This window comes from Oscillospiraceae bacterium, assembly GCA_015068525.1.
Taxonomy (GTDB): domain Bacteria; phylum Bacillota; class Clostridia; order UMGS1840; family HGM11507; genus SIG450.
In genome coordinates this window covers 73,141-85,939 of sequence record SVKJ01000004.1, presented here as the reverse complement: position 1 = coordinate 85,939, position 12,799 = coordinate 73,141, and the positions used below count along the sequence as shown (strand labels likewise).

12 protein-coding genes are annotated in these 12,799 nt (G+C 33.2%); 7 read left to right on the top strand and 5 right to left on the bottom strand.

Features of this window, described 5'->3' with window-relative positions:
* Window positions 1–14: 14 nt before the first annotated feature.
* Together E7419_02430 and E7419_02425 are read left to right on the top strand one after the other, a co-directional pair.
* Window positions 15–959, top strand: coding sequence for a hypothetical protein (locus E7419_02430; protein ID MBE7014047.1), 945 nt, complete (start codon window positions 15–17; stop codon window positions 957–959).
* A 12-nt stretch (window positions 960–971) separates the two neighbouring features.
* Window positions 972–1,514, top strand: a complete 543-nt coding sequence (locus E7419_02425; protein MBE7014046.1) for a hypothetical protein — start codon at window positions 972–974, stop codon at window positions 1,512–1,514.
* Window positions 1,515–1,632: 118 nt separating this feature from the next.
* Here E7419_02425 and E7419_02420 read toward each other — a convergent pair whose 3' ends face one another.
* From E7419_02420 to E7419_02410, 3 genes are all read right to left on the bottom strand, one after another.
* Window positions 1,633–2,484: an SDR family NAD(P)-dependent oxidoreductase gene (locus E7419_02420; GenBank protein ID MBE7014045.1), complete on the bottom strand. Its 852-nt coding sequence runs from the start codon at window positions 2,482–2,484 to the stop codon at window positions 1,633–1,635.
* A 127-nt stretch (window positions 2,485–2,611) separates the two neighbouring features.
* Window positions 2,612–4,261 carry a glutamine--tRNA ligase/YqeY domain fusion protein gene (locus E7419_02415; GenBank protein MBE7014044.1) on the bottom strand — a complete coding sequence of 550 codons (1,650 nt, stop codon included), beginning with the start codon at window positions 4,259–4,261 and terminating at the stop codon, window positions 2,612–2,614.
* Window positions 4,261–5,910, bottom strand: coding sequence for a glutamate--tRNA ligase (locus tag E7419_02410; protein MBE7014043.1), 1,650 nt, complete (start codon window positions 5,908–5,910; stop codon window positions 4,261–4,263). Before E7419_02410 ends, E7419_02415 begins: the two co-directional genes overlap by 1 nt.
* A gap of 467 nt (window positions 5,911–6,377) precedes the next feature.
* On the opposite strand from E7419_02410, the gene E7419_02405 reads away from it, so the two are divergent.
* Both E7419_02405 and E7419_02400 read left to right on the top strand, forming a co-directional pair.
* Window positions 6,378–6,869 carry a GNAT family N-acetyltransferase gene (locus E7419_02405; GenBank protein ID MBE7014042.1) on the top strand — a complete coding sequence of 164 codons (492 nt, stop codon included), beginning with the start codon at window positions 6,378–6,380 and terminating at the stop codon, window positions 6,867–6,869.
* A gap of 129 nt (window positions 6,870–6,998) precedes the next feature.
* Window positions 6,999–7,439, top strand: coding sequence for a hypothetical protein (locus E7419_02400; protein MBE7014041.1), 441 nt, complete (start codon window positions 6,999–7,001; stop codon window positions 7,437–7,439).
* 84 nt (window positions 7,440–7,523) lie between these two features.
* Here the strand turns inward: E7419_02400 and E7419_02395 are convergent, their stop codons facing one another.
* Together E7419_02395 and E7419_02390 are read right to left on the bottom strand one after the other, a co-directional pair.
* Window positions 7,524–8,702, bottom strand: a complete 1,179-nt coding sequence (locus tag E7419_02395; GenBank protein MBE7014040.1) for an alanine dehydrogenase — start codon at window positions 8,700–8,702, stop codon at window positions 7,524–7,526.
* A 49-nt stretch (window positions 8,703–8,751) separates the two neighbouring features.
* Complete coding sequence (locus E7419_02390) at window positions 8,752–9,648, bottom strand: YitT family protein (GenBank protein MBE7014039.1); 897 nt, start codon at window positions 9,646–9,648, stop codon at window positions 8,752–8,754.
* A 92-nt stretch (window positions 9,649–9,740) separates the two neighbouring features.
* Here E7419_02390 and E7419_02385 point away from each other — a divergent pair, with 92 nt between their 5' ends.
* From E7419_02385 to E7419_02375, 3 genes are read left to right on the top strand one after another with little or no spacing between them, the layout of a single operon-like run.
* Window positions 9,741–10,541 carry a helix-turn-helix transcriptional regulator gene (locus E7419_02385; protein MBE7014038.1) on the top strand — a complete coding sequence of 267 codons (801 nt, stop codon included), beginning with the start codon at window positions 9,741–9,743 and terminating at the stop codon, window positions 10,539–10,541.
* A 17-nt stretch (window positions 10,542–10,558) separates the two neighbouring features.
* Window positions 10,559–11,623 (top strand): Gfo/Idh/MocA family oxidoreductase, encoded by a 1,065-nt coding sequence (locus tag E7419_02380; protein ID MBE7014037.1) that lies wholly within the window; start codon window positions 10,559–10,561, stop codon window positions 11,621–11,623.
* A 19-nt stretch (window positions 11,624–11,642) separates the two neighbouring features.
* Window positions 11,643–12,785 carry a nucleotidyltransferase gene (locus E7419_02375; GenBank protein MBE7014036.1) on the top strand — a complete coding sequence of 381 codons (1,143 nt, stop codon included), beginning with the start codon at window positions 11,643–11,645 and terminating at the stop codon, window positions 12,783–12,785.
* Window positions 12,786–12,799 lie beyond the last annotated feature (14 nt).

Genomic DNA, 12,799 nt, shown 5'->3' with positions numbered 1-12,799 from the left:
AATGAGGATATGATATGAAAAAGTTTTGGTATATTGTACTTGTTATATCGGTATTTATTAACTGTTTATCATTTTTGACAGTTTCGGCAGATACTTATGATACCAATTGGACAATGACAATTAAAAATGAAGATAGCCAGACTGAAGGATTTAAGGCAGGAGACAAACTTATTGTTGAAATTATAAACAGTAACAAAGTCACATCACTAACCGATACAGTTATTAAATTTACTTATAACAGTAATTTGTTAGAATATGCGACAACTGTACCTGTGTGCGGACTTTCAAGTTCGGATATTTCTAAGGATGTTTCTTACGAAGAACTTAATACTGACGGTCTTTTCAGGGGTGCTTTTGCTACTGCCACAAAGGCTGAAATCTTGGCTGGGCAGACAATGTATAAAGTTTATTTTAAAGTAAAAGATGAGATCCCTGATGGTATTACCGCACTTAATTTCAGATGGATTCATACAGGTAACGATAAAAGTTATGTTGCAAGCGGGGAAAAAAATTACAGTATAGATTTTATTGATGCTTCTACGACTGTAAAGGGAAACGAACTTGCAAAAAATCCTGATAAACTTTCCGGTATTTCGGATTCTATGTTCGTTCCATCAGAAAATCCTACGGCAAGTAATCCTGAAACTGTAAATTTAAACGGTAATATTGTTACACTTACATCTCCTTATGTTGTTGTGTTTTCAAAACTTCTTCCTGCTAATTCAAAATATATCGAAGCAGGTATTATGATTTCTGAAACACAAAATGAAAATATGGATAAGGATACATCAGGAGTTTACTATGCCAAAGCTGAGAAATTTACATCAGATAACCGATTTGGTATACTCTTCTATGGAAAAGGCTTGAAAGCGGGAACAAACTACTATGCAAAAGTTCGTGTCGAATATGAAGATTTTGTGATATACAGCGATACCTTTATGGTTACAACGGCTAAATAGGGGGGCAGGAGAATGAAGAATATATATAAAGTTATTATCTTTTCACTTTTACTTTCCTTATTGTCTTTTAACGGATTTGCTGCCAACACAATAGAAATTTCAGATGACACAATTTCAGAAATAAACAAAACAGTAGATGTTAAATTTTCATCAAATGGATTTACAAATGGTGATGATTTGACAGTGCTCGTTTTTAAAGTTACTGATGAACTTAAAACTCCGCACGACTCAAACATTGTTTATGTAGGGCAACCTGAATATATTGACGGTATGCAATCTATAAGCTTTGAACTTCCCGAAGATGCAAAGGGGACTTATGAAATCCGTGTCGGAGGAACTGGCGTTACAGCGTATTCTGCAGGTCAGTTTACTGCAAGTGAAGTTTTGGTTGGCGATTTGGATAATAATGGTGTTATAAATAAAGATGATGCTATTATAATCTTAAAAGTCTTTTTCGGAGAAATAATTATTGATGATAAATCAAGTTGCGATCTTGTCAAAGATGAAAAAATCAATGTTAAAGACGCAGTAAGACTTTTACAGTTAATCAAATAATTATTCAACAACCTAAAAAAATAGAAATATATAAAAGGCAGAAACAATTTTGTTTCTGCCTTTTGAAATTCTTGATTTATTAGTTATTTTGCACGTTGTTTTTACATCTTCTTTGGTTTTATACTCCACAGTATGCATTAAACCCACCGTCAATTGGTAGAATAATACCGTTGATAAAGCCTGAAGCTTCTTTGCAAAGTAAGAATAATAAACCACCAAGTAATTCTTCAGGTTCGCCCATTCTCTTCATAGGTGTTCCTGCTAAAATCTTATGACTTCTGTCTGTCCATGTGCCGTCAGGGTTTTTAAGTAAGTCTTTATTCTGAGCAGTTACAAAGAAACCAGGAGCAAGAGCGTTTACTCTTATATTTGTTGTAGAGAAATGAGTTGCAAGCCACTGTGTAAAGTTTGAGATAGCCGCTTTAGCAGCACTGTATGCAGAAACTTTAGTAAGAGGAGAATATGCACTCATTGAAGAAATATTTATAATTGACGCATCATCTTTATCAACCATATCAGGAGAGAAAACCTGAGTAGGAATTAAAGTACCAACAAAGTTAAGATTAAATACGAACTGAATGTTATCAGGGCTTAAATCATAGAAAGAAATAACATCAGGATTCATAACATCTTCTTTAGAGAAATATTCGTTTGTTGTGTTACCTCTTGGGTGGTTACCACCTGCACCGTTTATTAAAATATCAACGCTGCCTAATTTTTCATTAACAACAGCTTTTGCTGCCTGACATGCTTCTGTTGATAAAACGTTACATGCAACCCCAATAGCAACTCCGCCTTCAGCATTAATTTCGTCAGCAACTTTTTGAGCCGCTTCTTCTCTTAAATCAAGAACTGCAACTTTTGCACCGCATTTAGCGATTGCTTTAGCCATTACTGCACAAAGCACACCGCCACCGCCTGTAACAACTGCAATTTTATCTTTTAAATCAACTTTTAATGGAATATTCATTTAGAATTCCTCCTTTAATATTTTATAATATAATTTTACTTTAAATGTAATTTAATGTCAAGAAATAAGAATAAAAAGTTAAAAGTGGCATATTTTATGCAAATTTTTTATAATTTTTGTTTAAAAACTATACTTTGAAACTGTCTTTTAAACTTACAATTCTTATAAATACATTTTCATCTTTTGTATCTTTTACGAAATAACCGTTTCTTACAAACTGGAATCTTTCGCCCGGTTTTGCATCTTCAGTAGATTTTTCAAGCAAGCAGTCTTTTAAAACGGTTAAAGATTCAGGGTTAAGATAGTTAAGATAACTGTCACCTTCGTCCAACTCATTTAAGTTTTCTTTTGTAAATAGATTATCATATAATCTTATTTCCGATTTAACTGCAAAATCTTTACTTACCCAATGGATTGTTCCTTTAATTTTTCTTCCGTCAGCAGGATTTTTGCCTCCTGTTTCTAAATCAGCAGTACATTTAAGTTCTATGACTTCTCCGTTTTCGTCTTTTACCACTTCATTTACTTTAATAACGTAAGCGCCCATAAGACGAACTTCGCCGCCTGGCTTTAATCTATGGAATTTTGCTACAGGCTCTTCCATAAAATCACTTTTTTCAACATATACAGTATTTGTAAAAGCAACTTTTCTTGTTCCTGCGTTTTCGTCATTAGGATTGTTTGAAACGTCAAAGTATTCAACTTTACCGTTTTCATAGTTTGTTATAGTAACTTTTAATGGATCAAGCACCGCAATTCTTCTTTGAGCACTTATATTGAGTTCTTCTCTTATACAATGTTCTAAAAGCCTTATATCAACTAAACTGTATGCTTTTGATATACCTGCTCTTTTAACAAATTCAAATATTGCAGATGGTGTGTAACCTCTTCTTCTTAAACCGCAAAGAGTAGGCATACGAGGATCGTCCCATCCGTCAACATAATTTTCAAAGACAAGTTCTCTTAAATAACGTTTGCTCATAACAGTATTTGAAACATTAAGTCTTGCAAATTCGTACTGATGAGGTTTGTTTGAAAAACCAATATTTTCAACAACCCAGTCATATAAAGGTCTGTGATTTTCAAATTCCAAAGAGCATAAAGAATGGGTAATACCTTCTAATGCATCCTGAATAGGATGTGCATAATCATATAAAGGATATATACACCATTTATTGCCCTGCCTGTGATGACTTTTATAGGTAATTCTGTAGATAGCAGGGTCGCGCATATTCATATTAGGAGATGCCATATCAATTTTTGCTCTTAATGTACATTCTCCTTCTTTGAATTCTCCGTTTTTCATTTTTTCAAAAAGTTCAAGGTTTTCTTCGACACTTCTGTCCCTGTATGGACTGTTTTTACCTGGCTCGGTTAAAGTCCCTCTGTATTCTCTCATTTCATCAGCAGACAGATTACATACATAGGCTTTTCCATCTTTGATAAGTTTAACTGCATATTCATAGCACTTATCAAAATAGTCGCTTCCGTAAAAAATTCCGCCATCAGGATTTGCTCCTAACCATTCAAGGTCCTCTCTTATTGAATTAACATATTCGTCATCTTCTTTTGCAGGATTGGTATCATCATATCTTAAATTGAAAAGACCATCATATTTTTTTGCAGTCATATAATTTATATAGATTGCTTTAGCACTTCCTATATGAAGATAACCGTTCGGTTCGGGAGGGAAACGGGTATGAATTTTAAGTTCGGGATTTTTAATTAAATCTTCGTCAATTATATCGTGAATAAAGTTGGAATTTATTTCAACCATTATTTTACCCCCTTAATTGCTTTTTCAAGTCTTTTAATAACTCTGTCTTTTCCTAATATATTCATCACAGTATAAAGGTCAGGAGAGTTTTGTCTGCCTGTAATTGCAACTCTTATAACCTGACTTACATCTCCAGGATTGCCTTTATATAAATCAGGGTTTTCTTTGTAATCTTTTGTGGTTTTTGCAAAACCGAATTTTGCACCAACTTCACAAATATCATTAAACCAATCGTTCATATCTTCTCTTTCCTGATAAGAGGATACGTAGCAATTAAGTATTGACAATATATCTTCTTTGTTAAGATTTTCAGGATAATCGTATTTTTCATCAAATAATTCATCATAGAAAAATCCCATATAATCTTTAACTTCGCTCCAGACAGCAATATCTTTACGAGGTTTTTTACCACCTCTTCCGATTGCAAATATATCAGTAGCGTATTTTGCGTCACGATTTAAAAGTTCAAAAAATTCTTTATCATATTCTTTTGCCCATTTTGTTACATAATCATAAACTTCTTTAGCGTTCATAACTGCTACAACATTTTTACTTACATCTCTTAATTTGTCAATATCAAAAAGTGAGCCTGAAACACTCATTTTCTTAGTTGTAAAATTAAACTTATTGTAATCTTCCTTAGGGTTTGCAATTCTCCATTCTTCAAAATTGGAGTTAAGAAGTGTTAAAAGATATTCAATAACCGATGGAACAGGATAACCGACTTCGCTATAGTAGGAAAGGGCAAGTTCAGGGTCCTTTCTCTTTGAAAGTTTTCTTTTGCTTTCTCCGTCCATCTTCATAAGCTGTGCAGTGTGAGCGTATTTAGGTTTTTTGAATCCTAACGTGTCAAATAACTGTATGTGAATAGGAAGTGTTGCAAGCCATTCTTCGCCTCTTACGACAACGCTTGTCCTCATAAGATGGTCGTCAATAACATGAGCAAAATGGTAGGTAGGAATTCCGTCAGATTTAAGTAAAACAATATCCTGGTCGTTTTCAGGCATTTCGATAAGCCCTTTTATAAGGTCGGTATGCTTAATTTTGTTTTCAGGATTGCCAAAAGATTTAAATCTTAAAACGTAAGGAACACCGTCTTTTATTTTTTTTGCAGCTTCATCTATCGGGAAATCTCTGTACTTAGCATATTTCCCGTAATATCCAAAATTCTCCTTATTTGCTTCCTGCTTACTTCTCATATCAGAAAGTTCTTCTTCGGTACAAAAACAAGGGTAAGCAAGACCTTCTTTTACAAGATGCTTTGCATAAGTTTTATAGATTTTTTCTCTTTGCCTTTGACGGTAAGGTCCGTAATCGCCTTTTTCTCCGTCTAAGGTAACACCTTCATCAAATTTAAGACCGAACTGGTCAAATACTTTTATTATAGTTTCAACACCGCCCTCAACTTGTCTTTTAAGGTCAGTATCTTCTATTCTTAAATAAAATACTCCGTCGGACAGGTGAGCAAGTCTTTCATCCGTAATTGCTCCGAATAAATTTCCAAGATGCATAAATCCTGTAGGACTCGGCGCAATTCTTGTAACTTTTGCACCTTCCTTTAAATTCCTTTCAGGATATTTTTTCTCATAATCTTCCATCGTAAGAGTAATGTCAGGAAATAGTAATTCCGAAAGTTCTTTATAATCCATTTTTTAACACTTCCAAACTTTTTTAATATCTTTTAGAATACCACATTTCAAAGGGATTGTCAACGATTTAGAGAGTTGATTTTTTTAAAAGTTTATATTATAATGATCTCATCGAAGATGAAATCAGCGATATAAATTCCTGACCGAATTCGCGATATACCTTGCGGTGCGATATATTGCTTCGTAATGCGATATGTCCCTTCGGGACGAGATAAAGGAATTTATTACGAAGTAACAAGGTTCTCCAAAATATAGGAATCTTTGATTTCGTAATATTTTGTGAGGTTCTTATATCATATCGCAATCGAATGTAATGAGATTATATCGTATTTGAACAGAGTGAAAATATATCGCACGGGCGAGAGCGAGTATATCGCCAGAAAGTTTGGCATCTAAATCGTACACTGATTTTAGTAAGATTGTCAAAAAAAGTCGAAATGATAAATAATAATTTGTGAGGCAAAAAAATGAAAATATTAATGCGTAAATACGAAGAAACAGATCTAATTGAAATGATACAAATTTGGAATGAAATTGTTGAGGAAGGTAATGCATTTCCGCAAGAAGAATTCCTGAACTTTGAAAGCGGAGCAAGTTTTTTTGCAGCGCAAACTTATACAGGCGTTGCGGTAGATGTCGAAACGGAGATAATATACGGACTTTATATTTTGCATCCAAACAATATTGGCAGATGCGGTCATATTTGTAATGCAAGCTATGCAGTTAGATCGCAAAGCAGAGGATTACATATAGGTGAAAAATTAGTGTTAGATTGTATTGAGCAGGGACGAAAACGCGGTTTTTCTATTTTACAATTCAATGCAGTTGTTGCGACAAATAAACACGCGAGACATTTATATGAGCGTCTCGGATTCACTCAATTAGGAACAATCCCAAAAGGATTTCGTATGAAAGATGGGTGTTTTGAAGATATTTGTCCTTATTATCGAGTTTTATAGGCTTAAATCTGTCTATAATTTTTAAACCTAGACTTGATTATGATGTACCACAAAAAAACATTGGCATCTAGTTTATACAGTCTTTATATAATAATTATATATTTCGGCGGGAAGTAAAAGGAGACTTAAATGAATAAAAAAAGAATTTTTATAGTCGGTATCTTAGTTTTGGTTATAGCAGGGTGTATTTGTTTTACCCGGTTTTTAAAAAATGAAGAAATTATAAACGATGAATCTAAAAAGGAATCTGAAATTATTGAGCAAACAGACTTTGTTCAGATACCGATAGACAGTGTTAGCGGGATAACAACCAAAAAAGCAGAAGAACTGTGCTATAACGTTTTAGGAAAAAAAGATGAGAAAACCGGAAACTTGTTTTCTTATGGTGTTTCAGATGCAGTAAAAAAAGGAAATAGAGAGTATTATATAGTACGAGTATCCTGGCTTGTTAATAATGATCATATGTCATATATCGGTGATTTTTTTGTTTCATCAGATGGTAGCAAAATTTATAACGGATTTGCTAAACCGGGCGAGTATGAAATTGGAGATATTGTGTGGAGTGAATAATTTTTAAAATAGGATGGCTCTTTAAACATTAAAAGTGTTTAAAGAGCCATCCCATTTCATAAGTTGATTTTAAGTTTTTTAAATCTATCCCAGATAAACTTCTTTATAAAAATTTTCCGAACGTGTAACGGTAGCAGGTGGTGCAAAATCAAGTTTTTTATCTGCTATACCTAAAATATCTTCAGGTTTTATCCAAGGTTTATTTTGCATAGCACTTGTTTCTTCGTGTGTAAGGTAACCTTTATATGTTGTAAGACTTCTTCTGTAAAATCCGTCTTTAATACAGCATTTTTCAACACCGTCATTTAAAATGCTCATAATCATCGGAAGCATTTCTGAAGCATACGCAACTGATGTAGTATTCGCAACTGCACCTGGAATATTTGACACACAGTAGTGAACTACACCATTAACAACATATCGGGGATCATCGTGATGTGTTTCATGGCTTGATTCGATTGCACCCGGATCATCGTTTGAAATATCAACAAGAACACTGCCCGGCTCCATAAGTTTAAGCATTTGCTTATCAATTAAAAAGTCTTTTCTTTCTTTAGGCCATTTAACACAGTTTAGCACCATATCAGTCTGAGGAAGAACCGATGCAATTGTTTCCTTATTACATAGCATTGTGTTAATCTGTCCTTTGTACTGGCTAAGAAGAGTTCTTAAAATACCTACATTTATATCCATAACTGTACAGTTTGCACCAAGCGCAAAAAGAACTTCAAGAGCGCTTTTTCCAACAACTCCGCATCCTAAAATAAGAACGTTCATTCTTGGAGCACCTGCAAATCCACCTACATATTTACCTTTTCCTCCGTTAATTGTAAGCATTGACTCAAGTCCGAAAAGTGCACCCTGTTTACCTGCTGCTTCGCAGTTAGGTGAACCAAATCTATGAGCATCTTCTGCAGTGAATGCTATGCATTTACTCTTAAGAAGTGCATCAACTTCTTCAGGATGTCCTGCAGGGTGAATACATCCAAGAATTATCTGATTTTCACGCATAAGAGGATATTCAACAGGCGTAAATTCTTTTACTTTTGCGACCATATCGCATCTTGCCCATATTTCCTCTTTTGTCATAACAATTTCGGCACCTGCTTCAATATACTTTTCGTCAGGAAATCCTGCCAATTTACCGCAATCGTGTTCAGCAAGAACTTTGTGGCCTGCCGCAACAATCGTCTTTACTTCGGAAGGTGTTGAAATTACACGAAATTCACCCTCTTTAATATCTTTTAAAATACCGTAAATCATAGTTTTTTTCTCCTTCTTGTTTATATTATAGATTATATTATATTTATTGTCAGTTATCAGTTTCTAAAAAACCTTCTCCATGAACTTCTCTCACATCGGAGATTATTGTAAATGCTGTTTTATCATATTTTTTAATCATTCTTAGTAATGACGGAACTTCTTTACTTCTTACGATACACATAAGCATCGTAGAATCTTTATTATAATAGAACCCCTTACTGTATATACCTGTAACTCCACGTTCCATTTTATCCATAACCTCAGAGGCGATTTCATCGGATTTTTTAGAAATAATATATACAGATTTTGCAAAATTTCCCCGAATTAAAATAAAATCAGTAACTTTAGTACTTATATAAAGGGAAAGTGCTGAATAAAACATAAGCGAAATGTCAGATAGAGCAAGTCCTGAAGATATAATAATTGTAGTATCTATAAAGAGAATAAATGAAGCAACACCGATATGTGGAATAAGTTTGTGGAGCATAATTGCCGCAAAATCAGAACCTCCGGTTGATGCATCAACAAGAACAGTAAGGCCAACGCCTGCACCTACAAGAACACCGCCAAAAATAGTGGAAATAATAATATCATCACCGAAATTTATGCCTATGTTATGTAAGTAAACGGTTAAAAAGTCTGTTATTGCAAGAAATCCTGACAGCATAAAAATTCCGACAACAGTTTTTAATATTGCAGACTTTTTAAGTGTTTTAAAACCAAAACCAAACAAAACAAGATTAATAATTAGAGTAGAAATGGATTTTGGGACTTTAAAAAGAGCCTCCATTGTTATAGCAATACCACTTACGCCACCTGTTGAAATATTAAAAGGGGCATGAAAGAAACTTATTGCAAATGCAAGTATAAAAGTACCTAAAGCGGCGTATAAATAGTCGGTGAAAAATTTCCTTTTCATAAACATACATTCCTCTTGCCTTTTCATAAAAGATATTGTACAATTATAATATCGTAAAATTATGGCAAAATCTTGCCAAATAATAAAAATATATTGCCAAATATTGACATGAGGTAATTATGAAACCGAGATTTTATATTGAAAGAGAAAAAGAAAACGACATTTTTTATAAGGAATATACGAACGGAACAGGTTTTTTTGGTTTTCATTCACCTGTTGAACTTTATTTTGTTGATGATGGCGAAATGGAGGTTTTTATAAATAATCAGAAAAAACTTCTTACTAAAAACCAGATGTCCGTTGCTTTAAGTTTTGATGCTCATACATATAAGACCATTAAAAGTTCTAAATCGAGTGTTCTTATTATTCCCACGAATATGTGTGAAGAATTCGTTTCGCTTTATAAAAACAAAAGAACGCATTGTCCGTATATTTGTGATGAAAAAACGGTGCTTGAAATAAAAAAATATGTAAAACTTCTCAATGAGAAAGGGATTAATCCAATTAAGAAAAAGGGACTCATACATATTATTCTTGGTATAATTATGGATAATCTTAATTTTGAGGATGCGAGTAATACTGTCGATGTAGATTTATCAGCAAAAATTCTTATGTATATAAATGATAATTTTAATAAAAATATAAGCCTTTCTTCCATATCGGCAGATTTAGGATATAATAAGAGTTATATTTCGCGTTATTTCAAAAATTGTTTTGGTATAGGATTGAATCGGTATATTACAATGGTTAGGCTGAAAAACGCCGTAATGCTTATGCATGAGGGGAAAAATACAATTATGTATTGTGCGCTTGAAAGTGGATTTAATTCTGCAAGAACATTTTACAGATGCTTTTTTGAGGAGTTTAATTGTGCACCTAAAGAGTATGAAAATGAATTGAAACGAATAACAAAAATATAAGAAAAGGGGATTTGAAAGTGGAAAATAAAAAACTCAAAGTTGCGCTTATCGGTTGTGGTATGATAGGGCATTCTCATGCTCAGGCAGTCATAGAAGATGGCAGAGCAGAACTTAGCTGGGTAGTGTGCGGCAAAGATTATAAAAAAGGTGAGTCTTTTAAAGAAAAGTATAATATTCCTTATCTTACAAATGACTATAAAGATGTAATAAATAAGGGAAATGTTGATATGGCAATTATAGCAACGCCAAGTTCATATCACTCAGAATGTGCTATAGATTTTCTTAATGCAGGAATTGATGTTTTATGTGAAAAACCTCTTGATGTAAAAATAGAAAAAATGACCAAAATGATTGAAGCGGCAAATATGAATAATAAACTCTTAGGTTGTGTATTCCCGAACAGAACACAATCGGGAATTGTTAATGCTAAAAAAATACTTGATTCAGGCGAACTTGGTAAAATGAGAATAGTAGAATTTCAGTACAGAGGTTACAGAAGTCATTCTTATTATGCCAATTCGTACTGGAGAGGAGATAAAGATATAAACGGAGGCGGTTGTCTTATAAATCAGGGAAGCCATGGCGTAGATGCACTTGTGTATCTTTGTGGAAATGCAAAACGAGTTTTAGGTGTTTCCGATATTATGGGAAGAAAAATGACAGGGGAAGATACTGTCAATGCACTCATAGAATTTGATAATGGAGCACACGGAACTTTAATGGCGACAGTTCTTTCATATTTTCCCGAAACCAATTCCGAATGTGACCGTATAAGAATAGAATGTGAAAAAGGAACTATTGTTTTTGCAGATGGCAAAACAATGCTTTATAAAAGTATGTCGGAAGATGAACTTAAAGTAGAAGAAATTCAACTTTCTGATAAAGTTGAAATATTTGGAGATAAACCCGAAGATATTGATATGAATGCACATAACCGTGTTGTATCAAATTTTATTGACGGGATATTAAAAGGAGAAGAACTTATTGCACCGGCAACTGATGCAAGACGTGCCGTTGACTTGATTTTAAGTATTTATAAATCAGCAGAAACAAATGAGTGGGTAGAAGTGCCTCATTTTTAAAAAAACGGGGGAAAATTTTATGAAAGTTGCAGGGATAGTTTCGGAATATAATCCGTTTCATAACGGGCATTTATATCAAATCGAAGAAACAAAGAAAAATACTGGTTGTGACTGTACTGTTGCAGTAATGAGCGGTAACTTTGTTATGCGCGGAGAGACGGCACTTTATAATAAGTTTATAAGAGCAAAAAGTGCGGTTCTTGGAGGAGTGGATTTAGTGCTTGAACTGTCAGTTCCTTATGCACTTTCTTCTTCAGAATATTTTTCTTTTGCAGGGGTGTCAATACTTGACAGCCTTAATGTTTTAGACTGTATCTCTTTTGGCTCGGAAGAAGGGGAAATTTCATCACTTTCAAGAATTGCAGACTGCCTTTTAGAGCCAACCACAATAGAAAAAATAAAAGAGAATCAAAAGCAAGGTATACCGGTTTTTTCTGCTATAAGTGAAGAGTTTTCAGATAAAGATAAAAATGTTCTGGAAAAGCCAAATAATATTCTTGCGATAAATTATATAAAAGCATTAAAACGCCTTGATTCCAAAATCGTTCCATATACTGTTAAAAGAAAAAATGTTGGATATAATGAAAGTAAGATAAAAGAAAACTTTGCATCTGCAACAGGTATAAGAGAAATGCTGAAAAATGATGAGGATATCAAAGAATATATTCCTGAACTTTCTTACAATTTAATAAAAGAAGAAAAACCTGTGTTTGAAGAATCAATAGATGATATTATAACATACTTATTAAGAATAAAAAAACCTGAGGACTTACTTAAATATGCCGATGTTAATGAGGGAATAGAAAACCTTATTATAAAAACGGCACTAAGAGAGTTCGGAATAAAAGATATTGCAATGGGTGTTAAGTCAAAACGATATACCTATACCAGAATAAAAAGGATATTATATAATATTTTACTTGATATAGATAAATCTGAAAGAGAGATAAAACCACAGTTTGCAAGAGTCCTTGCTTTTAATGAAAAGGGGCAGGAAATTTTATCAAAAATAAAGAAAAAAAGCGATATACCTGTCTTTACAAATCCGACAAAAGATATGTATAAAAAATATGAAATATTAAATACTGATTTAAAAGCATCTTATATTTATCATATTTTAAGTAAAGAAAAAAATCCATATACGGATAAAATTTTACTTTAATTTCAAAAAAAACT

Excerpts from the sequence above, each read along its gene's own strand:
- E7419_02430 (MBE7014047.1), top strand. The coding sequence starts at position 15 with ATGAAAAAGTTTTGGTATATTGTACTTGTTATATCGGTATTTATTAAC.
- E7419_02425 (MBE7014046.1), top strand. The coding sequence starts at position 972 with ATGAAGAATATATATAAAGTTATTATCTTTTCACTTTTACTTTCCTTA.
- E7419_02420 (MBE7014045.1), bottom strand. The coding sequence starts at position 2,484 with ATGAATATTCCATTAAAAGTTGATTTAAAAGATAAAATTGCAGTTGTT.
- E7419_02415 (MBE7014044.1), bottom strand. The coding sequence starts at position 4,261 with ATGGTTGAAATAAATTCCAACTTTATTCACGATATAATTGACGAAGAT.
- E7419_02410 (MBE7014043.1), bottom strand. The coding sequence starts at position 5,910 with ATGGATTATAAAGAACTTTCGGAATTACTATTTCCTGACATTACTCTT.
- E7419_02405 (MBE7014042.1), top strand. The coding sequence starts at position 6,378 with ATGAAAATATTAATGCGTAAATACGAAGAAACAGATCTAATTGAAATG.
- E7419_02400 (MBE7014041.1), top strand. The coding sequence starts at position 6,999 with ATGAATAAAAAAAGAATTTTTATAGTCGGTATCTTAGTTTTGGTTATA.
- E7419_02395 (MBE7014040.1), bottom strand. The coding sequence starts at position 8,702 with ATGATTTACGGTATTTTAAAAGATATTAAAGAGGGTGAATTTCGTGTA.
- E7419_02390 (MBE7014039.1), bottom strand. The coding sequence starts at position 9,648 with ATGAAAAGGCAAGAGGAATGTATGTTTATGAAAAGGAAATTTTTCACC.
- E7419_02385 (MBE7014038.1), top strand. The coding sequence starts at position 9,741 with ATGAAACCGAGATTTTATATTGAAAGAGAAAAAGAAAACGACATTTTT.
- E7419_02375 (MBE7014036.1), top strand. The coding sequence starts at position 11,643 with ATGAAAGTTGCAGGGATAGTTTCGGAATATAATCCGTTTCATAACGGG.